We start from the raw sequence: 22,966 nt of genomic DNA on the forward strand, positions 1-22,966 counted from the left end.
AGTGCGACTACTCTTGTTGCATGGCCACTCTCTACGTGCGTGATCTGTCCGACGAGGCGCTCGCCGAGCTGAAAATACGAGCCGCCCGAAGCCGCCAGTCCCTGCAGGCCTACGCCCGCACCCTGTTGGAGGAGGAGGCGGCCACACCGTCGATGGAGGACGTCGTCACCCGGATCCGGGCGCGCGTATCGGCCCGGTTGAGCGCGGACGAGGTGCTCGCGGACCTGGACGCAGGGCGGCGGCGCGAATGATCGTGATCGACGCGAGTGCGGTCGTCATGCTGGTGGCCGACGCGGGACCGGTCGGTGAAACGCTCAGGGAACGGGTGCTGGGCGAACGGTTGGCGGCGCCACACCTGCTCGACGTGGAAGTCGCCCATGCACTTCTCGGCAGGCACCGTGGAGGCAAGCTCACCGACGCCCAGCTGGACGCGGCCTGGGACGACTTCGCAGCCCTGCCGGTCCGGCGGATGGAGCACGTGCCCGTCCTGCCCCGAGTGCGCGAGTTGTACGCGGACCTGTCCGCTTACGACGCCACGTATGTCGCCCTCGCGGAGGGGTTGCAGGTCCCGCTGGTCACCTGTGACGCGCGGATCGCACGGTCGGGCAGTCCCCGATGCAAGATCGAGGTGTTCGGGCCGGAATAGAGCGAGTGGCCCCCTCCGGCAGGGAGGGGGCCACTCGGTGTTCTGCCTGCCCGAGGCGTCAGAGCTTCTCGGGGGTGCGGATGCCCAGGAGGGCCATGCCCTTGTTCAGGGTGCGGGCGGTCAGCTCGCACAGGAACAGGCGGTTCTCGACCTGCTCCGGGGTGTCGGCCTTGAGGACCGGGCACTCCGCGTAGAAGGCCGTGTAGAGCGAGGCCAGCTGGTACAGGTACGCGGCCAGCTTGTGCGGGGCGTACTCCGCCGCGGCCTCCGCCACCAGCTCGCCGAACGCGTCCAGGTGCAGGCCCAGCCCGCGCTCCGACGCCGCCAGCTCCAGCTCCGGGTGCGCGGCCGGCCGGGCCTCGCCCGCCTTGCGCAGGATCGACTGGATACGGGCGTACGCGTACTGGAGGTACACCGACGTGTCGCCGGTCAGCGACACCATCTGGTCCAGGTCGAACTTGTAGTCGCGGGACGCGGACGTCGACAGGTCGGCGTACTTCACCGCGCCGATGCCCACCTGGGCGCCGCGCTCGGCGATCTCCTCCTCCGTGAGGTCCTGGGCCTTCTCCCGGACCACGGAGGCGGCTCGCTCCACCGCCTCGTCCAGCAGGTCCACCAGCCGGACCGTCTCGCCCTCACGGGTCTTGAACGGCTTGCCGTCCTTGCCCAGGACCGTGCCGAAGGCCAGCTGCACGGCCTTGACGTCCTCGTTCAGCCAGCCGGCGCGGCGGGCCGTCTCGAAGACCATCTTGAAGTGCAGCCCCTGCCGGGCGTCCACGACGTAGATCAGCGTGTCCGCCTTCAGGTTGCCCACGCGGTCGCGGATCGCCGACAGGTCGGTCGCGGCGTAGCCGAAGCCGCCGTCCGACTTCTGGACGATCAGCGGCGTCGGGTTGCCGTCCGGGCCCTTGTACTCGTCGAAGAACACGCACAGCGCGCCGTTGGAACGGACGGCCACGCCCGAGTCCTCCAGCAGCTTGCAGGTCTCCGCCAGCATGTCGTTGTAGCCGGACTCGCCGACCACGTCCGGGTCCTGGATGTCCATGTCCAGCTTGTTGAAGACCGAGTAGAAGTAGATCTTCGACTCGTCCACGAACCGCTGCCAGAGGGCCAGGGTCTCCTCGTCGCCCGCCTGGAGGTCCACCACCCGCGCCCGGGCCCGCGTCTTGAACTCCTCGTCGGAGTCGAAGAGCGCGCGCGAGGCCTTGTACAGGCGGTTGAGGTTCGACATGGCCTCCTCGCCGGACGCCTCGCCCTCCCCGTCCTTGTGGTCCAGCTCGTGCGGGTGCTCCAGCAGGTACTGGATCAGCATGCCGAACTGGGTGCCCCAGTCGCCGATGTGGTGGCGGCGGACCACCTTCTCGCCCGTGAACTCCAGGATCTCCACCATCGCCGCGCCGATCACGGCGGAGCGCAGGTGGCCGACGTGCATCTCCTTGGCCACGTTCGGCTGCGCGTAGTCGATCACCGTGGTGCCCGCGGACGGGGACAGCGGCACGCCGAGCCGGTCGTCGGCGGCGCGCGCGGAGAGGGTCTTGATGATCGCCTCGTCGGAGACGGTGATGTTAAGGAAGCCGGGGCCCGAGACCTCGATCTCCTTGATCAGGTCACCCGTGGGGATGGCCTCGACCACGGTCGTCGCCAGCTCGCGCGGGTTGGCCTTGGCCTTCTTCGCGAGCGCCAGGATCCCGTTGGCCTGGAAGTCGGCCCGGTCGCTTCGTCGCAGCAGCGGGTCGGCCGCACCGGCCTCCGGCAGGGCGGAGGCGAGGGCGTCCGAGACGCGCTGTTCGACGGAGGAAGCGAGGGAAGGGACCGAGGCCATGAGCTGCCGTTCCTGTGAGGTTGTGCCCGAGCGTGTACTTGGGTGTTCCGACAAGTGCCGAGTATCCCACGCGGAGCCCGTCCCCTTCTCGGCATATCGGCGTCGTATCACCAGACGGAAGCAACCCCGGAGCGGCCCCTTCCGTCTGGGAGAATGGCCGAAGCCAGCATTCGAGATAGAAGGACGTGTCGTGGCTCAGAGCGCGCAGAGCAGCACAGAGACCGACTGGGTCTCCCGTTTCGCGGACGAGGTCATCGCAGAGGCGGAGCGCCGAGCCCCGGGCAAAACCATCGTCGTCGCGTCCGGCCTCTCCCCCTCGGGCCCGATCCACCTGGGCAACCTGCGCGAGGTCATGACCCCGCACCTGGTCGCGGACGAGATCCGCCGCCGGGGCCACGAGGTCCGTCACCTCATCTCCTGGGACGACTACGACCGCTACCGCAAGGTCCCCAAGGGCATCCCCGGCGTCACCGAGGAGTCCCACGCCCAGCACATCGGCCGCCCGCTGACCTCCGTGCCCGCCCCCGAGGGCTCCGCGTACCCGAACTGGGCCGAGCACTTCAAGGCCGCCATGGTCGCCTCCCTGGCCGAGCTGGGCGTCGAGTACGACCCCATCAGCCAGACCGAGCAGTACACCTCCGGCGCCTACCGCGACCAGGTCCTGTTCGCGATGAAGCACCGCGCCGACATCGACGCGGTCCTCGACCAGTACCGCACCAAGCAGAAGCCGGGCGGCAAGAAGCCCCAGCAGAAGCCCCTCGACGAGGCCGAGATCGAGGCCGCCGAGGGCTCCGGCGCCGCGGGTGAGGACGACGGCAGCGCCGAGGGTGCCGAGTACTTCCCGTACAAGCCGTACTGCGGCCAGTGCGACAAGGACTTCACCAAGGTCACCGCGTACGACGACGAGACCACCGAGCTGACCTACGTCTGCACCGAGGACCAGTTCACCGAGACCGTCAAGCTGTCCGAGTTCAACCGCGGCAAGCTGGTCTGGAAGGTCGACTGGCCCATGCGCTGGGCCTACGAGGGCGTCGTCTTCGAGCCCTCGGGCGTCGACCACTCCTCCCCGGGCTCCTCCTTCCAGGTCGGCGGCCAGATCGTCGGCCTCTTCGGCGGCGAGCAGCCCATCGGCCCGATGTACGCCTTCGTCGGCATCAGCGGCATGGCCAAGATGTCCTCCAGCAAGGGCGGGGTCCCCACCCCGGCCGACGCGCTGAAGATCATGGAGCCGCAGCTCCTGCGCTGGCTGTACGCCCGCCGCCGCCCCAACCAGTCCTTCAAGATCGCCTTCGACCAGGAGATCCAGCGGCTGTACGACGAGTGGGACAAGCTGGAGGCCAAGGTCGCCGACGGCACCGTGCTGCCGGCCGACGCCGCCGCCCACTCCCGCGCCGTCCGCGTGGCCTCGCACGAGCTGCCCCGCACCCCCCGCCCGATGCCGTACCGCACCCTCGCGTCGGTCGTCGACATCACCGCCGGACACGACGAGCAGACGCTGCGGATCCTCTCCGACCTGGACCCGTCGCAGCCGCTGACCTCCCTGGACGAGGTCCGCCCGCGCCTGGACCGCGCCGAGAACTGGATCACCACCCAGGTCCCGGCCGACCAGCGCACCCTCGTCCGCGAGGAGCCCGACACCGAGCTGCTCGCCTCCCTCGACGAGGAGGGCCGCCGGTCCCTGGCCATGCTGCTGGAGGGCCTCGACAGCCACTGGTCGCTGGACGGGCTCACCACCCTCGTCTACGGCGTCCCGAAGGTCATGGCCGGGCTGGAGCCCGACGCCAAGCCGACGCCGGAGCTGAAGGTCGCCCAGCGCGAGTTCTTCGCCCTGCTCTACCGCCTGCTCGTCACCCGCGAGACCGGCCCCCGCCTGCCCACGCTGCTGCTCGCGGTCGGCGCGGACCGGGTGCGGGCGCTGCTCGCGGCCTGAGCCGGCCGGCACGTACGACGGAAGGGCCCGCACTCCCGGATCACTGGGGGTGCGGGCCCTTCCGCGTGCGCGGGCGTGCCGGCCGGCTCAGGAGATGAACTTGTTCTCCAGGCCGCGCTGGTAGCGCTGCTTGAGGGTCGGCATCATCGCGTCGATGACCGAGACGCTGTCCGGGTGGAAGAACCCGTAGTCCTCGGACAGGGCCTGGTCCAGCTGCTGGGCGGTGGGGTGGCCGCCGTTCGCCTCCACGTGGGCGTGGTACGCCTCGTACGCCGCCTCCTCGAACTTCTCCTGGTCGAGGGCGTCGTGCGCCTCGTCGGAGTCGGCGGCCCCGGGGGCCTCGAAGGCCTCCGGGTGGTCGGCGCGGGGGGCCCGGGCCTCGGCGGGGGCGTCGGCTGCCTCGGGGGCCCCGGAGGCGTACTGGCGGTCGTAGCCGCCCGCGTACTCGGCCTGCGGGGCCTTCGGCGCGGCGAACCAGGCGCTGTTGTGGCCTGCGGGCATGGCCTCGGGGGCCACGGCGAAGGGCGCCGGGGCGTTGGCGAGGCGCGCCTGCGCCTGGCGCGCGGCGGCCCGGTCCAGCCCCTCCCACTGCTCGGCGATCTCCGCCTCGGCGTCGTACCCGTCGTCGGGTCCGGCCGTCGCCTGCGCGGGCACGGCCGCACCTGCGGCGGCAGGCGCGGCGAACGCCGAGCCCGCGCCGCTGGCCGCGTGGGCGGCCCCTGCGGCACCCGCGTGGCCCCCCGCGAGCGCCGGGCCCACGGCGCCGGCCGCACCTGCGGCAAGCGTCGCACCGGCCGCTGCCGCCTGCCCCGCGCCGCCGGCCGCACCTGCGGCGAACGCCTGGCCGGCCGCAGCCGCCTGCCCCGCTGCGAGGGCCGGACCGGTGCCGACGGCCGGGCCCGCGGCGCCCGCCGCGCCTGCGGCGAACGCCGGACCGGCCGCTACCGCCTGGCCCGCGCCGGAGGCCGGACCCGCGGCAAGCGCCTGGCCCGCCGCGCGGGCCGGGCCGGTGCCGACGGCCGGGCCCACGGAGCCCGTCGCGCCTGCGGCAAGGGCCGGACCGGCGGTGACGGCCGGGGCTGGGGCGCCCGTCGGGGCCGCCTCAAGCGCCGGGCCCGCCGAAACCGCCGGAGGCAACAGCACGGGGTCGATCCCCGCCGCCGCCAGACCCTCCGGGGCCGTCCGCGACAGCGGGACGCCGATCCGGGCCAGCCGCAGCGGCATCAGCGCCTCCACCGGCGCCTTGCGCCGCCACGCCCGGCCGAACCGGGCCTGGAGCCGCGCCTGGTAGATCAGCCGGTCCTGCTCCATGCCGACCGCCTGCTCGTACGAGCGCAGCTCCCACAGCTTCATCCGGCGCCACAGCTTGAACGTCGGCACGGGGGAGAGCAGCCAGCGGGTGATCCGCACTCCCTCCATGTGCCGGTCCGCGGTGATGTCCGCGATCCGGCCCACGGCGTGCCGCGCCGCCTCCACCGTGACCACGAACAGCACCGGGATCACCGCGTGCATGCCCACGCCCAGCGGATCCGGCCAGGCCGCCGCGCCGTTGAACGCGATCGTCGCCGCCGTCAGCAGCCAGGCCGTCTGCCGCAGCAGGGGGAACGGGATCCGGATCCAGGTCAGCAGCAGGTCCAGCGCGAGCAGCACGCAGATACCCGCGTCGATACCGATCGGGAACACCAGCGAGAAGCTGCCGAAGCCTTTCTTCAGCGCCAGTGCCCGTACCGCGGCGTACGAGCCCGCGAAACCGATACCCGCGATGACGACGGCTCCGGCGACCACGACACCGACGAGAATCCGGTGCGTACGAGTCAGCTGCATCGCGGCCACTCGCGATCCCTCCCCTTGCAGAGCTACAGGCAGGCACAGCGTACGGGTGACCCTGTGTCACCCGTGCCGCAGACCCCTACTGCTTCGGCGAGGCCGAAGCCGACGGGGCGGCGGAACCCGACGGGGACTCGGAGCCGGAAGGCGCCTGGTCGTTGCCGCCGTTGGCGATCGAGGTCACGACCTCCTTGGCCGCGGCGATCGCGTCCTGGAGCATCTTGCCCTGGTCGGGCGCGCCCGCGCCCTCGTAGGCGGCACCGTTGAAGTCGAGGGTGATCACGACGTTCTGGGTGCGGGCGACGACGGTCGTGTTGAAGAAGTCGACGTCCTTCTTGATCCCGTAGATCACGGACGTGCCCTGGTCGCCGACCCCGTCGGCCTGCTCGGCCTTGACGTCGTGGGCGTCCTTGGTGGTCTTCGCCAGCTCGATCTGCTTGTTGTACTGCTCCTCCGCGCGCTTGTTGCCGCTGCCGAGGGAGGCGTGCGAGTCGTAGCGCACCAGGGACACGGAGAGCCACCGGTACTGCGAGCCCTTCGTGCCGTCCGTCTCCAGGCCGTTCCAGGAGCAGCTGGCGCGGTTGGCGAGGTCGTTCGACTTGGCCGCCGTGCCGTTCTTGTCCTTCGCGTCGTGGACGAGGGACTCGACGGTCTTGGCGGGCACCGCCTTGCAGGGGTCCGGCAGCTTCGCGAACGCCACCTTCTCCAGCGCGGTCGAGCCCTTCGTGCTCGGCTTGGCGGACGAGGCCGACGAGGACTTCTTGCCGGAGTCCGAGCCCGAGGAGGACTTCCCCGAGTCGGAGGAGCAGCCGGCGACGGTGAGGATCACCGGGACGGCTGCGCAGGCGAGAACGCGGGTGAGGCGCGAGGCTGATCGGTGCATGGTTCCTTCAGACGTTGGGGACATCTCGGTGCTTCGGGGTCGTGCTCGGGGTCGTGCTTCAGGGGTGTGGGACCCCCGCAACGGTAGCCCGACCCGGCGTCCGGCTGCTGTGCGCGCCGTCACGCGGGCCGTGCACGCCCCCCTGGGGCGGCGCGCTCACTCGCTGAACCGCTCGGCGAGGGCCTCGGCCAACTGGCGCGCCTTGTCCTGCGTTTCCCCGGCGGGCGGGACCTTGCCCGGGGCGGTGGGCTGGACGCTGTACTCGACGGTGACGATGACGTTCGAGGTGCGGAAGACGATCCGCACCGTGCGGGACTGTGCGGCGGTGGCGCCGGCCGCGCTCAGCTTGTCGTCGAGGAACCCCTCGCTCCCGAGCCCCTCCAGCACGCGCGATCCCAGCTCGGGGGAGCCGGTGGGGGAGGGGGAGGAGGGGGAGGAGGCGACGGGGCCGCCGGACGGCGGGGCCTCGGGCGCGCCGGGGGCGGGACTCGCACCAGGACTCGTCCCGGGGCTGGTCCCGGGGCTCGGGGCGGTGCTCGTACCGGGAGCCGGGCCGGCGCTCGCGGCCGGGCCGGGGAAGGGCAGGTGGGCGTCCGTCAGCCGGCGCACGTACACCTGGTGGGCCTTCTCGTCGTCGCTCGCGGCGGCGCGGTCGTAGGAGACGACCCGCTCGAAGGTGACCGACAGCAGCAGGTTCGCCTCGGGGGTCTGCGCGTTCCAGCGGCAGCCGACGTGCCGGTCGCCGTCGTAGGAGGGCTCGGCGGTCCCGGCGTAGAGCTGCTCGCGCTGCTCGGTGGTGAGGGAGTCGGTGGCCGGGAGCATGGCCCGCAGCCGCTTGCCGTCGACGGCCTTGCAGGGCTGCGGGAGGCTCCGGTACTTGCCGGGCTGGGCGGGGGCGGCGGTGCCGCCGCCGTTCTTCTGGTCGCTGGTGATCCCGATCCCGCTGCCGCCGGTGCAGGCGGTCGCGCCGGCCGCGAGCACGGTCAGCATCGCGATGCCCGGCAGGAATCGGCGGCTGCGTACGCGCGTGCGCTCCAGGTCCATCGGCTTCACTCGCTCCCCTGGCTTCCTTGGCGTCCTCGGGAAAATCCGTTGCCGCGACGTGGGCACGGATGGACACAATGTCTATCGCACACGCTGGTGCCGGCGCCGGTTCCCTGTCTGGTTTGGGGGTATGAGCGCGGCTTTTCGCGTACTCCTACCTTTCTGTAGTTTTCCGGGGGATTGTTCTGTTATGTCGTATGTAGAGGTGCCCGGGGCGAAGGTCCCGATCAGGATGTGGACGGATCCCGCGTCGGTCGAGGACAGCGCGATGCGGCAGCTGCAGAACACCGCCGGACTCCCGTGGATCAAGGGCCTGGCCGTGATGCCGGACGTCCACTACGGCAAGGGCGCGACGGTCGGCTCCGTGATCGCGATGAAGGACGCGGTGTGTCCGGCGGCGGTCGGGGTGGACATCGGCTGCGGCATGTCGGCGGTGAAGACCTCCCTCACGGCGAACGACCTCCCGGGGGACCTGTCGAAGCTGAGGTCGCGCATCGAGCAGGCGATTCCCGTGGGGGCGGGGATGCACCGCGAGGCGGTGGATCCGGGGAGGCTGTACGGGTTCTCGGAGACGGGGTACGCGGACCTCTGGCAGCGCTTTGACTACATCGCCGATGCGGTCAAATTCCGTCATGATCGTGCGGTGAGGCAGGTTGGAACGCTCGGATCCGGCAATCACTTCATCGAATTCTGTCTCGATGAGTCGGGTTCGGTCTGGCTGATGCTGCACTCCGGCTCCCGCGGTATCGGCAACGAGCTGGCCGCGCACCACATCGGAGTGGCCCGGGGGCTGGCCCACAACCAGAACCTCGTCGACCGGGACCTGGCGGTGTTCCTGGCCGCGACCCCGGAGATGGAGGCGTACCGCAACGACCTCTTCTGGGCGCAGGAGTACGCCAAGTACAACCGCGCGGCGATGATGAGCCTGTTCAAGGAGGTCGTCCGGCGGGAGTTCCGCAAGGCGAAGGTCTCCTTCGAGCAGGAGATCAGCTGCCACCACAACTACGTGGCGGAGGAGCGGTACGACGGCATGGACCTGCTGGTCACCCGCAAGGGCGCGATCCGCGCCGGCAGCGGGGAGTACGGGATCATCCCGGGCTCGATGGGCACGGGTTCGTACATCGTGAAGGGCCTCGGCAACGAGAAGTCCTTCAACTCCGCCTCGCACGGCGCGGGCCGCAAGATGAGCCGTACGGCGGCGAAGAAGCGGTTCTCCGCGCGGGACCTGGCGGAGCAGACGCGGGGCGTGGAGTGCCGCAAGGACTCGGGCGTGGTGGACGAGATCCCGGGCGCCTACAAGTCGATCGAGCAGGTCATCGACCAGCAGACGGATCTGGTGCGGGTCGTGGCGAAGCTGAAGCAGGTCATCTGCGTCAAGGGATGACGGGGGTGCGTGGGGGCCCGGACCGGCTGCGGTCCGGGCCCCTTCGCGTGCGCCCGGTCCTCACTCGCCGTCGAGGAGCAGGTCCACAGGGAGTTCGAGGGTCACGCCGACGTACTCGGGGACGGTGACGGAGGTGCCGCGCTTGTGGGACGTGCGGAGGCGGTAGGTGCCGTTGCGCGGGTCGCGGCATACGACCACCTCGTCGTGGCGGCGGTCGGCGATGACGTAGAACGGGACGTCGGCCTTGGCGTAGCAATCGACTTTGGAGCCGAGGTCATCCGACCAGTTCGAGGAGGTCACCTCGACGATGAGGCGGAACACCTCCGGTGAGTAGCAGTTGTGCCGACCCTTGAAGTCCAGGAAGTCGTCGGTGACGAGTGCGAAGTCCGGGATGGCGTAGTCGTCGGGGCCGGTGGGTAGCCAGATTCCGATTCCCTGGAGGTAGCGCAGGCCGGCCTTTTTGGCTCCGGCTTCAAAGAACGCCTCGGTCAGCCAGCTCAACGTGAGCGCATGCTCCCCGTCGGCAGGTGGTGTCACGGTGAGCCTCCCCTGGAGAATCTCCACTCGGTGCCTGGGAAGCTCCCTGGAGAGTCGATCGGCGGCTTCCGCGATCGTGGTCTCGTGCTGCATCACGGCCATAGCTTCCTCCCTTTCGCGGCTCACGCTTTCGGAGCGTAGCGGTGCCCGCCGACGATTCGTGTGGATTCACCCGGACGGGCCCTTCAGGGTTGTGCGGGGTGCAACTTCCACTTGGGGTGCGGGGTTGACGGGGTTGGTTGGTCTAGACCAGGGTGTGCGGCATGTGGAGAACTCGTGTGCTCGTCGCCGCTCTCGCGGCGTTGTCGCTGGGGGTCGGGGTCGGCGGGTCGGCTCAGGCCGCCGTGGGGTTGCCGCCCGTCGTGGCGCATGTGCCGACCTCGGAGAAGGTCGTCTCCATCACGATCGACGACGGCTGGACGCATGACGCCGACGCCGCGCGGATGCTCGTGGAGAAGCGGGTGCCCGCTTCCCTGTTCCTGCTGCCGGGAGCCACCGCCTACGACACCGCGTACTTCACCGACCTCGTCGATACGGGGCGGGTCGCGGTGGAGAACCACACCGTCAACCATCCCGATCTGACCACCCTCGACGCGGCCGGCAAGGACGCCGAGGTGTGCGGGGCCGGGGAGCGGCTGGCGGAGACGTTCGGGAAGACGCCCAAGCTGCTGCGGCCGCCGTACGGGGCGGTCAACGACGACGTGCGGCTGGCGGCCAAGGCGTGCGGGGTGAAGGCGCTCGTCACCTGGACGTACGACTTCACCACCTGGAGCCAGACGCCCCCGACCCCGCAGCTGAAGGCCGGGGACATCGTGCTGCTGCACTTCACGCCCACGCTGGCGGCGGACCTGGACCGGGCGCTGGGTGCGGCACGGGCCGCGGGGCTGAGGCCCGCGCCCCTGATGCCGCACCTCAAGGCGGCCGGGCTGGTCTAGCCGGGCTGGTCCGGCCGGGACGCTCTAGAGCTCGCGGTGGACCTTCGTGTTCGAGGCCTGGGCGCGGGGGCGGACCACGAGGAGGTCGATGTTGACGTGGCTGGGGCGGGTCACCGCCCAGGTGATGGTGTCGGCCACGTCGTCGGCGGAGAGGGGGTGCGCGACGCCCGCGTACACCTTCTCCGCCTTCTCCGTGTCCCCGCGGAAGCGGGTGGTGGCGAACTCCTCGGTCTTGACCATGCCGGGGGCGATCTCGATGACGCGGACGGGCTGGCCGACGATCTCCAGGCGGAGGGTCTCGGCGAGGACGCGGGCGCCGTTCTTGGCGGCGACGTAGCCCGCGCCGCCCTCGTAGGTGGCGTGGCCGGCGGTGGAGGAGAGGACGACGACCGTGCCGTCGCCGGAGGCGATGAGGGCGGGGAGCAGGGCCTGGGTGAGGTTGAGGGTGCCGATGACGTTGACCTCGTACATCGTGCGCCAGTCGGCCGGGTCGCCGGTGGCGACGGGTTCGGCGCCGATGGCGCCGCCGGCGTTGTTGACGAGTACGTCGCAGCGCTCCAGGGAGGCGGCGAAGGCGTCGACGGCCGGGCGGTCGGTGACGTCGAGGGCGTGGGCGGTGGCCTCGTGGCCGGCGGCGGTGAGCTCGGCGGCGAGGGCCTCGATGCGGTCCTTGCGGCGGGCGGTGAGGACGACGTGGTAGCCGGCGGCGGCGAGCTGACGGGCGGTGGCCGCGCCGATTCCGCTGCTCGCGCCGGTGACTACGGCGGTTCGGGTGGCCGTGCGCGTGCTCATGGGCGGGGCTCCTCGTTCGGTCGCGATGTGCGGTCGCGGCGTGCGCTCGTTCGTTCGTGCGGATTGCGGGCGAACGCTCGCCAGCATAGGCCGGGGCGCTGACGGGGCGCGTGCGGGAGCGGCGGCGAATGGGGGGTGGGCTCGCCCTCGTTCGTGTGATGGTCCGATCGGCCGTTCGTCGGGGTGGTTACCGTCCGCGCGAGGAGGTGGTGGCGGTGCGCCGTGGTGCCGTGCGGAGTGTGGTGGTTGCGGGTTTGCTGGTGGCGGCCGGGGCGGGGCCCGCGGGTGCGTGGGCCGGGCCGGAGGCGGACGTGGCCTATCACGGGCGGGTGTCCCTGGCGCAGGGCCGGCTGCGGGTGTGGATGGTGCCGCAGAACGAGGGCCCGTCGGGGCTGGCGGACGCGACGGTGCGGGTGCGGCTGTCGGCGGAGCTGGCGGACGCGCAGGAGCTGGCGGCGGGGTGCGCGCGGGCGGGGGAGCGCGAGGTGGTGTGCGAGACGGGGCCGCTGCCGGAGCACGGGCGGGGCCGGCACATCGGGCTGGTGCTGGCGCTGCGGGAGAAGCCGGCGGAGGTGGTGGTGCGGATCGACACCTGGTGGAACGGCGGGGCGACCGACCGCAACCACGGCAACAACGAGCACGTGGTGCTGGCGCTGGACACCGGGGACGCCTACGCGTTCTGAGCGACGGCGTCCCCGGAGAGGTCCCCGGCGGGGGCGCCGCCGGGTGTCAGACGGTCGCGCCGTCGCCGAATTCGGCCAGGGCCTCGTCGACGATCCGCTCCAGGCGGGAGTGGTGGGCGCCGCGCCAGTAGACGCGCTCGCAGTCGGCGCACTGGGCGAAGACGTCGTACGAGCGCTGCGTACCGTGCTCCAGCCGGTCGCCGACGCTGTCCTTGTCGGCCTCCAGGAGGGGGCCGTTGCAGGCGGTGCAGCGGGTCCAGGGGGCGAGGTCGGGGGCGAACCGGCCGAGGACGTCGCGGAGCTGGTCGTCGGGGTTGTCGCTGTAGACGTAGGCGCCGGCGAAGATCTCGCGGCGGCGCAGCAGGCCCCGGTCGCGGGAGAGCAGGACGCGGCTCTCGGCGGCGGAGCGGGTGGCGAGGGCGGGGTCGCCCGGGTCCTCGTTGTCGTAGGCGGCGTCGACGCCCAGCAGCCGCAGGCGGCGGGCGAGGGTGCCGAGGTGGACGTCGAGGAGGAAGCGCAGCGGGGCGCCGGGGATCCGCTGGGGGCGGTCGACGCCGAACACCTCGACGGACTGGCCGGCCCGGGGCACGTACGAGACGGGCACCTCCTCGCCGTCGACGAGGAGGCGGCCGACCTCGGTGAGGGGCACGCCCGCGGACTCGACGACGTGGCCGAGGCTGGAGGCGCCGTCGGTGGCGGTCGGTACGCGGTCGACGCGCCGGCTGGGCGGGGCGAAGAGGCGCAGTTCAGGGGCGAGGGTGAGCTCAATGCCGGGACCGTTCACGGTCCCAGCATGCCATCGGGGGTGGGGGCGGCGCGGCCGAATTAGTGACCTTCGTCGTACGTCCGGCGGTGGGTGCTGACCTCGTCGAAGTGGTTCTCGGCCCAGCGCTTGACGGAGGACAGGAGGCAGCCGAGGCTGCCGCCGAGTTCGGTCAGGCGGTAGTCGACGCGGACGGGGACGCTCGCGGTGACGGAGCGGGTGACGATGCCGTCGCGTTCGAGGGAGCGCAGGGTCTGGGTGAGCATCTTCTGGCTGACGCCGGGGATCTTGCGGCCGAGCTCGCTGTAGCGCATGGAGCCGTCTTCGGCTTCGCCGAGGGCGCTGAGGACGAGGCCGACCCACTTGTCGCTGATGCGGGCCAGGAGCTGGGAGGTGGGGCACTCCTTGACGAAGGCGTCGTAGGCGGCGCGCGCCTCCTCGCGGCGGGCGGCGGCGGTCTGGGTGGCCATGGGTGCCCCACTTCCGGGTCGGGTACGCACCTCCGAGTGCGTACTTACGAAAAGAGAGTACCTCTCCGTAGGTTAGTGGTCATCGGGACGCCGGAACGCCGGAACGCCGGAACGAACGAACGGGGAGAGACAATGACGGGGATCGAGACCATGCGGGCCGTGGTGGTGGACGGCTTCGGCGGCCCGGAGCAGGTGCGGGTGGCCGAGGTGGAGGTGCCGCGCCCGGGGGCCGGGCAGGTCCGGGTACGGGTCCGGGCCGCCGGGGTGAACCCGGTGGACGGGGCGGTGCGCGCGGGCGTCTTCGGCGGGGCCGGGCAGCGGATCGGGCTCGGCTGGGACGTGGCGGGGGAGATCGACGAGGTCGGGCAGGGGGTGGAGGGGTGGACCCCGGGCCGCCGGGTGGTCGGGCTGCACTACGGCACGGTCAAGCCGCTCGGCACGCACGCCGAGTACGCGGTGCTGGACGCCTCGGCGGTGGCGGCGGCGCCCGAGTCGGTGGAGGCGGCCGTCGCGGCGGCGCTCCCGCTGAGCGGGCTGACGGCCGCGCGGGCGCTGGCCCTGCTGGGGCTGGCCGAGGGCGACTCGGTGCTGATCACCGGCGCGGCCGGGTCGGTCGGCGGGATCGCGGTCCAGCTGGCCGCGCGGGCCGGGCTGACGGTGACGGCGCTGGCGGGGGAGGGGGACGAGGAGCTCGTACGGTCCCTGGGGGCGAAGGAGTTCCTGCCGCGCGGGTCGGCGCCGGCGGAGCCGGTCGACGGGGTGCTGGACGCGGCGGTGCTGGGGGCCGCAGCGCTGGGGTTCGTCCGTGACGGCGGCGCGTACGTGGGGCTGATCCCGGGGGCGGCGCCGGCCGCGGAGCGGGGGGTCCGGGTGGTGGAGCAGGAGGTCGCGGCCGACGGTGCGGAGCTGGCGCGGCTGGTGGGGCTCGTGGACGCGGGGGCGCTGACGCTGCGGGTCGCCCGGAACTTCGACCTCGCGGACGCGGCGGCCGCTCACGAGGCCCTCGCCACCCCGGGGACCCGGGGACGCGTGGTCCTCACGGTCTCCTGACGAGGGCAGCGGGCGGCGGGCAGCGGGCAGCGAGCGGCGGGCCGCGGGCGCCGGGCGGGGCGGTGGGGCCCCGCCCGGGCCGTCACGGCCAGACGAGGCAGTAGGCCTGGTGGCCGTTCTCGTGGAGGCGGTGGGAGAAGTCCTGCCATTCGTGCAGCAGCTGGTAGACGTTGAAGGCGTCCCGGGGGCCGCCGCGGTCGGGGACCGTCGACCAGATGAAGGCGGCGGCGCCGACCGACTCCTCGCCCACCCCGCGTAGCGGGTCGACCACCGTCATGGGGAGTTTGACGACCGCGTAGTCCGGGTGCAGGACGACCAGTTCCAGCGGCGGCACCTTGTGCAGCGGTATGCCCTCGATGCCGGTCAGGACCATCGCGGCCATGGTCTCCGGCTTGATCTTGGTGAACATGCCGCCCATGCCGAGCTCGTCGCCGCCCAGCTCCTCCGGCCGCATCGTCACCGGCACCCGCGCGGCCGTCGCGCCGTCCGGGGCGCCGAAGTACTTGTAGGTCACCCCCATGCCGCGGCCGCCCTTGGGGGTGCCGTCCGGGTCCTCGGCGTCGGCCGGGCAGGCGTCGGCGGAGCCGGTGTCGGGGGAGCCGGTGCCGGCGGTGCGTTCCGGGCGGTCCCGGGCGTCCTTGCGCGCCCGGCCTTCCGCGCGGTCCGCGCGGTCCGCGGGCTCCGTACCGTCCCGCCGGTCCCGCGGTGCGTCGCGGCGGTCCGGGTCCTCAGGGGTGCGGCCGGTGCCGGGGGCGGCGGCCGCCTCCGCGGCTTCCGCGGCGCGGCGGTGCTTGCCTCGGCGGCGGGCCTCACGGGCGCGCTGCGGGTCCAGGCCGTCCGTACCCTCGCCCGGTCCACCACCGCGTTGCATATCTCCACCCGACTGGTATTGCCTGCACCGGCTTCGCGGCCCCCGCCACGCAGCCTGATCATCATGGCAGTGACCTCCCCCGAGGCGGCGCGGTGAAACGCCCCTCCGCAAGTCTGTCGCGGCCTCTGAGACCATGGCTGGTGTGAGCTACCCGTACCCGTATGAAGCCCCAGTTTCGCAGACGCTCTTCGAGCGCGCGTCCCTCGTGACCCCCGGCGGCGTGAACTCTCCCGTCCGCGCCTTCCGTGCCGTGGGCGGTACGCCCCGGTTCATGGTGTCCGGTACCGGTCCCTATCTGACCGATGCCGACGGGCGTGAGTACGTCGACCTGGTCTGCTCGTGGGGGCCGATGATCCTCGGCCACTCCCACCCCGAGGTGATCGAGGCCGTCCAGGCCGCGGTCGCCCGCGGCACCTCCTTCGGCACGCCCGGTGAGGGCGAGGTCGCGCTCGCCGAGGAGATCGTCGCCCGTATCGAGCCCGTCGAGCAGGTGCGCCTGGTGTCCTCCGGCACCGAGGCGACCATGTCGGCGATCCGGCTGGCCCGCGGCTTCACCGGTCGCGCCAAGGTCGTCAAGTTCGCCGGCTGCTACCACGGTCACGTCGACGCGCTGCTGGCCGCCGCCGGTTCCGGCCTGGCGACCTTCGCCCTGCCCGACACCCCCGGTGTGACGGGCGCGCAGGCCGGGGACACGATCGTGCTCCCCTACAACGACCTCGACGCGGTGCGGGCCGCCTTCGCCGCGCACCCCGGTGAGATCGCCTGCGTGATCACCGAGGCCGCCCCCGGCAACATGGGTGTGGTCACCCCCCTGGAGGGCTTCAACCAGGGTCTCGCCGACCTCTGCCGCGAGAACGGCGCCCTGTACATCTCCGACGAGGTGATGACCGGCTTCCGCACCTCGCGGGCCGGCTGGTACGGGGTCGACGGCGTCAAGCCCGACCTGATGACCTTCGGCAAGGTCATGGGCGGCGGCTTCCCGGCGGCGGCGTTCGGCGGCCGCGCCGACGTCATGGGCCACCTGGCCCCGGCCGGTCCGGTGTACCAGGCGGGCACGCTCTCCGGTAACCCGGTCGCGACCGCCGCCGGTCTCGCGCAGCTGCGGCTGCTGGACGACGCGGCGTACGCGAAGGTGGACGCGGTCTCCCGGGAGATCCAGGGCCTGGTGACGGCCGCCCTGGCCAAGGAGGGCGTGGCGCACCGGCTGCAGACGGCGTCCAACATGTTCTCCGTCTTCTTCACCCCGGACGAGGTCCGCAACTACGACGACGCGAAGACGCAGGAGGGCTTCCGCTTCAACGCGTTCTTCCACTCGATGCTGTCGCAGGGCGTCTACCTGCCGCCGTCGGCGTTCGAGTCCTGGTTCGTGTCCACCGCCCACGACGAGCGCGCGATCGAGCGCGTCGCGGCCGCGCTGCCCGCCGCCGCCCGAGCCGCCGCGGAGGCGACCGCATGAGCGACATCACCGTCGTCCACGTGATGCGGCACGGCGAGGTGCACAACCCCGACGGGGTCCTGTACGGGCGCCGGGCCGGCTACCACCTGTCCGAACTGGGCCGGCAGATGGCCGACCGGGTCGCCGAGCACCTCCGGGACCGCGACGTCACCTACGTGGTGGCCTCCCCGCTGGAGCGCGCGCAGGAGACGGCGTCGCCGATCGCGAAGACGCACGGTCTGGAGCTGGCCACCGACGGGCGGCTGATCGAGGCGGGCAACGTCTTCGAGGGCAAGACCTTCGGCGTCGGTGACGGCGCGCTGCGCAAGCCCGGCAACTGGAAGCACCTGACGAACCCGTTCAAGCCGTCGTGGGGCGAGCCCTACGTCGAGCAGGTCGTGCGGATGATGAGCGCGATCGAGGCGGCGCGGGACGCGGCGCGCGGGCACGAGGCGGTGGCGGTCAGCCACCAGCTGCCGATCTGGATCGTGCGCAGCTTCGCGGAGAAGCGGCGGCTGTGGCACGACCCGCGGCGCCGGCAGTGCACGCTGGCCTCGCTGACGTCCTTCACCTACCAGGACGACAAGCTGGTGTCGGTGGGGTACAGCGAGCCGGCGCGGGATCTGGTCCCGGCGCATCTCCTGGCGGGCGCCAAGCCGGTCAAGGGGAAGTCGAAGGCCTTCGGGGCGTAGTGGCCCGGCCGGGGGTCCGGGGCGGTGTCCCGGGCCCCGGCGCCCCGCAGGGCGGCGGGGGGTGCCGAAGATCGGCAAATCGCTCATGCGAAACTTTTCACATGAGCCTTAGCCGCGCCACCCGCCGCCGCCGCTCGACCAGCGGCCGCGCCATCCTGCTGACCGCGGTGACCCTCGCGAGCGCCCTGACCCTGACGGCGTGCGGCGACAGCGGCAGCAAGTCAGCCGGGTCCGCCGGCGGCAACTACGTGACGGGTCCCAGCGGCATCTCCACCGTCGCCAAGGGCGACCGGGCCGACGCCCCCAAGCTGGACGGGGCCACCGTCGACGGCAAGACGCTGGACACCACCACCCTCAAGGGCAAGGTCGTCGTCCTCAACGTCTGGGGTTCCTGGTGCCCGCCCTGCCGGGCCGAGGCCCCGTACTTCGCGAAGGTGTCCAAGGAGCTGGGCGACGCCGGCAAGGACGTCGCGTTCGTCGGGATCAACACCCGCGACACCAGTACGCAGAACGCCGCCGCCTTCGAGCAGAACTTCGGGATCACCTACCCGAGCCTGTACGACCCGGACGGCAAGCTGATGCTGCGCTTCCCCAAGAACACCCTGAACCCGTCGGCGATCCCCTCCACCGTCGTCCTCGACAAGGAGGGCAAGATCGCGGCCCGTACGCTGGCCGCCGTCAACGAGGAGCAGCTGCGCTCGATGATCGACCCGCTCCTCGCGGAGCAGTGACCTCGTGGTCGAGCACCTCCTCGCCGCCGAGTCGACCGGCGTGAACACGACCGTGCTGTCCGGCGGGCTGCTGATCGCCCTGCCGATCGCCCTCCTCGCGGGGCTGGTCTCCTTCTTCTCCCCCTGCGTCCTGCCCCTGGTCCCCGGCTACCTGTCCTACGTGACCGGAGTCAGCGGCGCCGACCTCGCCGAGGCCCGGCGCGGGCGGATGGTGGCGGGCGCGAGCCTGTTCATCCTCGGGTTCACCGCCGTCTTCGTCTCCACCGGAGCGCTCTTCGGCCAGTTCGGCCAGGTCTTCCAGGGCGAGAACAAGGAGATCATCACCCGGGTCATGGGTGTCCTCGTGATCCTGCTCGGCCTGTTCTTCATGGGCTGGATCCCGGGCCTGACGATGCGCGAGTTCCGCTTCCACAAGAAGCCGACGGCGGGCCTCCTCGGAGCTCCCGTGCTCGGCGTCCTGTTCGGCATCGGCTGGACCCCCTGCATGGGACCGACCCTCGCGGCCGTCGGCACCCTGTCCATCAACGAGGCCACCGCCGGCCGCGGCGCCCTGCTGACCGCCGTGTACTGCCTCGGTCTCGGCGTGCCCTTCATCCTCGCCGCCGTCGCCTTCCGCAAGGCGCTCGGCGCGTTCGGGTGGGTCAAGAAGCACTACGCGTGGGTGATGCGCATCGGCGGCGGCATGCTGATCCTGACCGGTCTGCTGCTCGTCACAGGAATGTGGTTCAGCATCGTGGGCGAGATGCAGACCTGGACCAACGGCTTCACGGTGGGGATCTGAGGGACTACACGCACATGAGTACGACCGACAAGGCGCCCGCCGAGGCGCCGAACGAGGACGCGGCCGCCCGCGCGCAGCTGTCCACGGCCCCCGTCGAGGACGGCTCCGCCGCCCCCGTCGGCATCGGGGTCATCGGTTGGGCCCGCTGGTTCTGGCGTCAGCTCACCTCCATGCGGGTGGCGCTGATCCTGCTCTTCCTGCTGTCCCTCGGATCCATCCCCGGCTCCCTCATCCCGCAGACCCAGGTCGACGCGATGAAGGTCGCGGAGTGGAAGAAGACCCACGAGTTCTGGGTGCCGGTCGCCGAGAAGCTCCAGCTCTTCGACGTGTACAGCTCGGTGTGGTTCTCCGCGATCTACATCCTGCTGTTCGTCTCGCTGATCGGCTGCATCGTCCCGCGCACCTGGCAGTTCGTCGGCCAGCTCACCGGCCGCCCGCCGGGCGCGCCGCGCCGTCTGGACCGGCTGCCGGCCTACACGACCTGGCGTACGGACAAGGCCCCGGAGGAGGTCCTCGCCTCCGCGAAGGGCCTGCTCGGCGGGCGCCGGTTCCGCACCGAGTCCTCCACCGGCGCCGTCGCCGCCGAGAAGGGCTATCTGCGCGAGGCCGGGAACCTGGCCTTCCACATCGCTCTGATCGTGATGCTCGTGGCCTTCGCCTGCGGGCAGCTGTTCAAGTCCGAGGGCGGCAAGCTCGTCCTGCGCGGCAAGGGCTTCTCGAACACGCTCACCCAGTACGACGACTTCAAGTCCGGCAGCCTCTTCTCCGCCGACGACCTCGTGCCGTTCTCGTTCACCCTGGACAAGTTCGACGCCAGCTACGAGAAGGCCGGCCCGCAGAAGGGCACCGCCCGCGACTTCAAGGCGTACGTCACCTACAGCGAGGGCGCCGAGGGCGAGCCGAAGAAGGCCGAGATCGAGGTCAACAAGCCGCTGGAGATCGACGGCTCGAAGATCTACCTGCTGGGCCACGGCTACGCCCCGGTCATCTCCGTGACCGACCCGAGCGGCAAGGTCGTCTACCGCGACGCCGTCCCGATGCTGCCCTTCGACGGCAACCTCAGCTCGTCGGGCGCCGTGAAGGTCCCGGACGGCTACCACAACAAGAACGGCGACAAGGAACAGCTCGGCTTCAACGCCATGTTCGTGCCGACGTTCGCGGGCGCCGGCAAGGGCACGATGCTCTCCCAGTTCCCGGACCTGAACTTCCCCGTCCTCGCCCTCAGCGCCTACCACGGCAGCCTGGGCGTGGACTCGGGTCTGCCGCAGAACGTGTACCAGCTGAACACCTCCAAGATGCAGGAGTTCAAGGACCCCGAGGGGCAGCTGTTCAAGCAGCGGCTGCTGCCCGGGGAGACGATGACCCTCCCGGACGGCGCCGGCACGGTGAAGTTCGAGGGCATCGAGCGCTGGGCCACCTTCTCCGTCACCCACCAGCCCGCCTCCGGGCTGGCCCTGGGGGGCGCCGTGATCGCCATCGGCGGTCTGGCCGCGTCCCTGTTCGTCCAGCGCCGCCGGATCTGGGTCCGCGCGGTGCGCGGCGAGGACGGCGTGACCGTCGTCGAGATGGCGGGCCTGGGCCGCAGTGAGTCCGCGAAGCTCCCCGAGGAGCTCTCGGCGCTCTCCGCCGCCCTCTACGAGACGGCGCCGGGCCCGGCCGTGGCCGGGCCGGCGGAAGCCGACACCACAACAGAAGAAGAAGGGGAGCGCACATGACGCTGCTCGCGGCGGCGACGAACGAGAGCCTCGCCGATCTCAGCAACAAGCTGGTCTACGCGTCGATGGCGGTCTACATGCTCGCCTTCTTCGCGCACATCACCGAATGGGTCTTCGGCAGCCGCAGCAAGGTCGGCCGTACGGCCGCCGCGCTGACCCCGGCCGCCGCGGCCGCCTCGGGGCCCGCCGTGCAGGTGCGGACCAAGGGAGGCGGCACGGCCGTCCTCGACAAGCCGAAGGTCGTCACCCGTTCGGCCTCCGGCGTCCGTGACGTCCCGGACGGCCCCGGCGCGGCCGGCGGCACCGAGAAGGGTGACCTGTACGGGCGGATCGCGGTCTCGCTGACCGTCCTCGGCTTCCTCATCGAGGCCTCCGGCGTGGTCTCCCGCGCGCTGTCGGTGGAGCGTGCCCCCTGGGGCAACATGTACGAGTTCAACCTGACCTTCTCCACGGTCGCCGTGGGCGCCTACCTGGCGCTGCTGGCGCTGAAGAAGAACGTCCGCTGGCTCGGCCTGATCCTGGTGACCTCCGTCCTGCTGGACCTGGGCATCGCCACCACCTGGCTGTACACGGCCAGCGACCAGCTGGTCCCGGCCCTGCACTCCTACTGGCTGTGGATCCACGTCTCCACCGCCATCTTCTGCGGCGCGGTCTTCTACATCGGCGCGGCCGGCGCGGTCCTCTACCTCTTCCGCGACAGCTACGAGAGTCACCTGGAGGCCGGGAGGACCCCCGGCCGCTTCCGCACCTCGGTGCTGGAGCGGATGCCGTCCGCGGCCACCCTCGACAAGTTCTCGTACCGGATCAACGCGGCCGTCTTCCCGCTGTGGACGTTCACCATCGTCGCGGGCGCGATCTGGGCCGGCGACGCCTGGGGCCGCTACTGGGGCTGGGACCCCAAGGAGGTCTGGTCGTTCGTGACGTGGGTGGCGTACGCCTGCTACCTGCACGCGCGGGCCACCGCCGGCTGGAAGGGCCGCAAGGCCGCCTACCTGGCGCTGTTCGCCTTCGCCTGCTGGATCTGGAACTACTACGGCGTGAACATCCTGCTCAGCGGCAAGCACTCCTACGCGGGCGTCTGACCCCGGACGGTGGGACGCTGGTGGTATGTCTCCCGTGAGCCATGCCACCAGCGAGCCGCGCGGCCCCGGCCGCTGGGTGCTGCGTTTCGAGGTGCACGTCCCCTACGCCTACGAGGCCCTGTGGCCGGTCGTGACCACGGGGGACGGGCTGCTGACCTGGCTGGCCGAGGCCCGCGTCCTGGAACGCCGCCTCGGCGGGGCCGTCACCCTGCACTGGCCGGACTCCGGGGCCACCGAGTCCGGTGAGATCACGGCCTGGGACACGGAGCGGGTCGTGGAGTACACGCTCTTCGGGCAGGGCCGGATCCGCTTCCACCTGGAGCCCGTCGGCACCGACTCGACGGTGATCCGCTTCCTGAACGAGCGCGGCGGCGACGACGCCGAGCGGCTCGACGCCCTGGCCGGCTGGCACGACCACTTCGAACTGCTGGAGGCCGCCCTCGCCGGGCACCCGGCGCACTGGCCCTCCTGGACCGGCACCCGCCGCGCGGAACTGCGCGCCTCGTACGCGGCGTAGGCCGCCTCAGCTCCGGTCGTCCTTGTCCTTCTTGTCCTTCTTCCCGTCCTCGTCCTTGTCCTCGTCCTCGTCCTTGCGCAGCGAGCGCAGGAACTCCGGGTTGTCGTCGGGTGCCACCCACTGCGTACGGCGCGCCCGGCCGCCCCCGCCGAATCCGCCGCCCGCGCCGCCGGCGGCCGTCCGCTTCTTGCCCGCGAGGAGCCACACCGCCGGGCCGACGATCGAGAACAGCAGGATGATCAGCACCCACACCCCCTTCGGGAGGCTCTTGACCTCCTCCTCGGGGGTGTTCAGGCAGTCGATGAAGGCGTAGATGGTCAGCGCGAGGATCAGCAGGAACGGCAGATAGCGCAGCACGGTGTGGGACCGACTCCCG

At 71.7% G+C, this 22,966-nt stretch carries 24 protein-coding genes; 14 read left to right on the forward strand and 10 right to left on the reverse strand.

What is annotated here, in order from left to right; translation table 11 throughout:
* Positions 1 to 20 precede the first annotated feature (20 nt).
* Positions 21 to 251, forward strand: coding sequence for a FitA-like ribbon-helix-helix domain-containing protein (locus ABT403_RS27235; protein ID WP_045948584.1), 231 nt, complete (start codon positions 21 to 23; stop codon positions 249 to 251).
* Positions 248 to 646: a type II toxin-antitoxin system VapC family toxin gene (locus ABT403_RS27240; protein WP_344150983.1), complete on the forward strand. Its 399-nt coding sequence runs from the start codon at positions 248 to 250 to the stop codon at positions 644 to 646. The genes ABT403_RS27235 and ABT403_RS27240 overlap by 4 nt, the downstream gene beginning before the upstream one ends.
* A gap of 58 nt (positions 647 to 704) precedes the next feature.
* Here ABT403_RS27240 and argS read toward each other — a convergent pair whose 3' ends face one another.
* Complete coding sequence (gene argS / locus ABT403_RS27245) at positions 705 to 2,468, reverse strand: arginine--tRNA ligase (protein WP_344150986.1); 1,764 nt, start codon at positions 2,466 to 2,468, stop codon at positions 705 to 707.
* A 190-nt stretch (positions 2,469 to 2,658) separates the two neighbouring features.
* Here argS and lysS point away from each other — a divergent pair, with 190 nt between their 5' ends.
* Positions 2,659 to 4,398: a lysine--tRNA ligase gene (gene lysS / locus ABT403_RS27250; RefSeq protein ID WP_344150989.1), complete on the forward strand. Its 1,740-nt coding sequence runs from the start codon at positions 2,659 to 2,661 to the stop codon at positions 4,396 to 4,398.
* A gap of 87 nt (positions 4,399 to 4,485) precedes the next feature.
* Here lysS and ABT403_RS27255 read toward each other — a convergent pair whose 3' ends face one another.
* The 3 genes from ABT403_RS27255 to ABT403_RS27265 form a co-directional block, all read right to left on the reverse strand.
* A complete protein-coding gene (locus ABT403_RS27255) occupies positions 4,486 to 6,222 on the reverse strand; it encodes a DUF2637 domain-containing protein (protein WP_351650086.1) in 1,737 nt (578 codons plus the stop codon).
* Between the two features lie 85 nt (positions 6,223 to 6,307).
* On the reverse strand, positions 6,308 to 7,108 hold the full coding sequence (locus ABT403_RS27260; protein WP_344150995.1) for a DUF3558 family protein: 801 nt from the start codon (positions 7,106 to 7,108) through the stop codon (positions 6,308 to 6,310).
* Between the two features lie 156 nt (positions 7,109 to 7,264).
* Entirely contained in the window at positions 7,265 to 8,152 is an 888-nt protein-coding gene (locus ABT403_RS27265) for a DUF3558 domain-containing protein (protein ID WP_344151388.1), read from the reverse strand.
* 190 nt (positions 8,153 to 8,342) lie between these two features.
* Between ABT403_RS27265 and ABT403_RS27270 the strand changes: the two genes are divergently transcribed.
* A complete protein-coding gene (locus tag ABT403_RS27270) occupies positions 8,343 to 9,536 on the forward strand; it encodes an RtcB family protein (RefSeq protein WP_344150998.1) in 1,194 nt (397 codons plus the stop codon).
* 60 nt (positions 9,537 to 9,596) lie between these two features.
* Here ABT403_RS27270 and ABT403_RS27275 read toward each other — a convergent pair whose 3' ends face one another.
* Positions 9,597 to 10,175, reverse strand: a complete 579-nt coding sequence (locus tag ABT403_RS27275) for a Uma2 family endonuclease (protein ID WP_344151001.1) — start codon at positions 10,173 to 10,175, stop codon at positions 9,597 to 9,599.
* Between the two features lie 161 nt (positions 10,176 to 10,336).
* Here ABT403_RS27275 and ABT403_RS27280 point away from each other — a divergent pair, with 161 nt between their 5' ends.
* Entirely contained in the window at positions 10,337 to 11,008 is a 672-nt protein-coding gene (locus tag ABT403_RS27280; RefSeq protein WP_344151004.1) for a polysaccharide deacetylase family protein, read from the forward strand.
* A gap of 24 nt (positions 11,009 to 11,032) precedes the next feature.
* Here ABT403_RS27280 and ABT403_RS27285 read toward each other — a convergent pair whose 3' ends face one another.
* The gene (locus tag ABT403_RS27285) at positions 11,033 to 11,800 is read right to left on the reverse strand and encodes an SDR family NAD(P)-dependent oxidoreductase (protein WP_344151007.1); all 768 of its coding nucleotides are present in this window, start codon (positions 11,798 to 11,800) and stop codon (positions 11,033 to 11,035) included.
* Between the two features lie 329 nt (positions 11,801 to 12,129).
* Here ABT403_RS27285 and ABT403_RS27290 point away from each other — a divergent pair, with 329 nt between their 5' ends.
* A complete protein-coding gene (locus tag ABT403_RS27290; RefSeq protein ID WP_344151010.1) occupies positions 12,130 to 12,483 on the forward strand; it encodes a hypothetical protein in 354 nt (117 codons plus the stop codon).
* A gap of 46 nt (positions 12,484 to 12,529) precedes the next feature.
* On the opposite strand, the gene ABT403_RS27295 is transcribed toward ABT403_RS27290, so the two are convergent.
* Together ABT403_RS27295 and ABT403_RS27300 are read right to left on the reverse strand one after the other, a co-directional pair.
* The gene (locus tag ABT403_RS27295) at positions 12,530 to 13,267 is read right to left on the reverse strand and encodes a Mut7-C RNAse domain-containing protein (RefSeq protein ID WP_344151013.1); all 738 of its coding nucleotides are present in this window, start codon (positions 13,265 to 13,267) and stop codon (positions 12,530 to 12,532) included.
* Positions 13,268 to 13,308: 41 nt separating this feature from the next.
* Complete coding sequence (locus tag ABT403_RS27300) at positions 13,309 to 13,716, reverse strand: winged helix-turn-helix transcriptional regulator (protein WP_344151016.1); 408 nt, start codon at positions 13,714 to 13,716, stop codon at positions 13,309 to 13,311.
* 150 nt (positions 13,717 to 13,866) lie between these two features.
* Between ABT403_RS27300 and ABT403_RS27305 the strand changes: the two genes are divergently transcribed.
* Entirely contained in the window at positions 13,867 to 14,766 is a 900-nt protein-coding gene (locus tag ABT403_RS27305; RefSeq protein ID WP_344151391.1) for an NADP-dependent oxidoreductase, read from the forward strand.
* 82 nt (positions 14,767 to 14,848) lie between these two features.
* On the opposite strand, the gene ABT403_RS27310 is transcribed toward ABT403_RS27305, so the two are convergent.
* Positions 14,849 to 15,286, reverse strand: coding sequence for a hypothetical protein (locus ABT403_RS27310; RefSeq protein WP_344151394.1), 438 nt, complete (start codon positions 15,284 to 15,286; stop codon positions 14,849 to 14,851).
* A 484-nt stretch (positions 15,287 to 15,770) separates the two neighbouring features.
* On the opposite strand from ABT403_RS27310, the gene hemL reads away from it, so the two are divergent.
* The 7 genes from hemL (at position 15,771) to ABT403_RS27345 (ending at position 22,590) form a co-directional block, all read left to right on the forward strand.
* Positions 15,771 to 17,093, forward strand: a complete 1,323-nt coding sequence (gene hemL / locus ABT403_RS27315) for a glutamate-1-semialdehyde 2,1-aminomutase (RefSeq protein ID WP_344151019.1) — start codon at positions 15,771 to 15,773, stop codon at positions 17,091 to 17,093.
* On the forward strand, positions 17,090 to 17,764 hold the full coding sequence (locus tag ABT403_RS27320; protein ID WP_344151022.1) for a histidine phosphatase family protein: 675 nt from the start codon (positions 17,090 to 17,092) through the stop codon (positions 17,762 to 17,764). Before hemL ends, ABT403_RS27320 begins: the two co-directional genes overlap by 4 nt.
* A gap of 101 nt (positions 17,765 to 17,865) precedes the next feature.
* Complete coding sequence (locus tag ABT403_RS27325; protein WP_344151025.1) at positions 17,866 to 18,495, forward strand: TlpA family protein disulfide reductase; 630 nt, start codon at positions 17,866 to 17,868, stop codon at positions 18,493 to 18,495.
* 4 nt (positions 18,496 to 18,499) lie between these two features.
* Positions 18,500 to 19,276 (forward strand): cytochrome c biogenesis CcdA family protein, encoded by a 777-nt coding sequence (locus ABT403_RS27330; RefSeq protein ID WP_344151028.1) that lies wholly within the window; start codon positions 18,500 to 18,502, stop codon positions 19,274 to 19,276.
* 14 nt (positions 19,277 to 19,290) lie between these two features.
* Entirely contained in the window at positions 19,291 to 20,991 is a 1,701-nt protein-coding gene (gene resB, locus ABT403_RS27335; protein WP_344151031.1) for a cytochrome c biogenesis protein ResB, read from the forward strand.
* On the forward strand, positions 20,988 to 22,073 hold the full coding sequence (gene ccsB, locus ABT403_RS27340; protein ID WP_344151034.1) for a c-type cytochrome biogenesis protein CcsB: 1,086 nt from the start codon (positions 20,988 to 20,990) through the stop codon (positions 22,071 to 22,073). The genes resB and ccsB overlap by 4 nt, the downstream gene beginning before the upstream one ends.
* A 25-nt stretch (positions 22,074 to 22,098) precedes the next feature.
* Entirely contained in the window at positions 22,099 to 22,590 is a 492-nt protein-coding gene (locus ABT403_RS27345) for an SRPBCC domain-containing protein (protein ID WP_344151037.1), read from the forward strand.
* Positions 22,591 to 22,596: 6 nt separating this feature from the next.
* On the opposite strand, the gene ABT403_RS27350 is transcribed toward ABT403_RS27345, so the two are convergent.
* Positions 22,597 to 22,947 (reverse strand): PLD nuclease N-terminal domain-containing protein, encoded by a 351-nt coding sequence (locus ABT403_RS27350; protein WP_344151040.1) that lies wholly within the window; start codon positions 22,945 to 22,947, stop codon positions 22,597 to 22,599.
* Between the last annotated feature and the right edge of the window lie 19 nt (positions 22,948 to 22,966).

Source organism: Streptomyces sp. NPDC000075, assembly GCF_040301925.1.
GTDB classification, from domain to species: domain Bacteria; phylum Actinomycetota; class Actinomycetes; order Streptomycetales; family Streptomycetaceae; genus Streptomyces; species Streptomyces polychromogenes.

Excerpts from the sequence above, each read along its gene's own strand:
- ABT403_RS27275 (WP_344151001.1), bottom strand. The coding sequence starts at position 10,175 with ATGGCCGTGATGCAGCACGAGACCACGATCGCGGAAGCCGCCGATCGA.
- ABT403_RS27325 (WP_344151025.1), top strand. The coding sequence starts at position 17,866 with ATGAGCCTTAGCCGCGCCACCCGCCGCCGCCGCTCGACCAGCGGCCGC.
- ABT403_RS27300 (WP_344151016.1), bottom strand. The coding sequence starts at position 13,716 with ATGGCCACCCAGACCGCCGCCGCCCGCCGCGAGGAGGCGCGCGCCGCC.
- ABT403_RS27240 (WP_344150983.1), top strand. The coding sequence starts at position 248 with ATGATCGTGATCGACGCGAGTGCGGTCGTCATGCTGGTGGCCGACGCG.
- ABT403_RS27310 (WP_344151394.1), bottom strand. The coding sequence starts at position 15,286 with ATGGGGGTGACCTACAAGTACTTCGGCGCCCCGGACGGCGCGACGGCC.
- resB (WP_344151031.1), top strand. The coding sequence starts at position 19,291 with ATGAGTACGACCGACAAGGCGCCCGCCGAGGCGCCGAACGAGGACGCG.
- ccsB (WP_344151034.1), top strand. The coding sequence starts at position 20,988 with ATGACGCTGCTCGCGGCGGCGACGAACGAGAGCCTCGCCGATCTCAGC.
- ABT403_RS27320 (WP_344151022.1), top strand. The coding sequence starts at position 17,090 with ATGAGCGACATCACCGTCGTCCACGTGATGCGGCACGGCGAGGTGCAC.
- ABT403_RS27270 (WP_344150998.1), top strand. The coding sequence starts at position 8,343 with ATGTCGTATGTAGAGGTGCCCGGGGCGAAGGTCCCGATCAGGATGTGG.
- ABT403_RS27285 (WP_344151007.1), bottom strand. The coding sequence starts at position 11,800 with ATGAGCACGCGCACGGCCACCCGAACCGCCGTAGTCACCGGCGCGAGC.
- ABT403_RS27255 (WP_351650086.1), bottom strand. The coding sequence starts at position 6,222 with ATGCAGCTGACTCGTACGCACCGGATTCTCGTCGGTGTCGTGGTCGCC.
- ABT403_RS27280 (WP_344151004.1), top strand. The coding sequence starts at position 10,337 with ATGTGGAGAACTCGTGTGCTCGTCGCCGCTCTCGCGGCGTTGTCGCTG.
- ABT403_RS27260 (WP_344150995.1), bottom strand. The coding sequence starts at position 7,108 with ATGCACCGATCAGCCTCGCGCCTCACCCGCGTTCTCGCCTGCGCAGCC.
- hemL (WP_344151019.1), top strand. The coding sequence starts at position 15,771 with ATGGCTGGTGTGAGCTACCCGTACCCGTATGAAGCCCCAGTTTCGCAG.
- ABT403_RS27265 (WP_344151388.1), bottom strand. The coding sequence starts at position 8,152 with ATGGACCTGGAGCGCACGCGCGTACGCAGCCGCCGATTCCTGCCGGGC.
- ABT403_RS27345 (WP_344151037.1), top strand. The coding sequence starts at position 22,099 with ATGTCTCCCGTGAGCCATGCCACCAGCGAGCCGCGCGGCCCCGGCCGC.
- ABT403_RS27305 (WP_344151391.1), top strand. The coding sequence starts at position 13,867 with ATGCGGGCCGTGGTGGTGGACGGCTTCGGCGGCCCGGAGCAGGTGCGG.
- ABT403_RS27235 (WP_045948584.1), top strand. The coding sequence starts at position 21 with ATGGCCACTCTCTACGTGCGTGATCTGTCCGACGAGGCGCTCGCCGAG.
- argS (WP_344150986.1), bottom strand. The coding sequence starts at position 2,468 with ATGGCCTCGGTCCCTTCCCTCGCTTCCTCCGTCGAACAGCGCGTCTCG.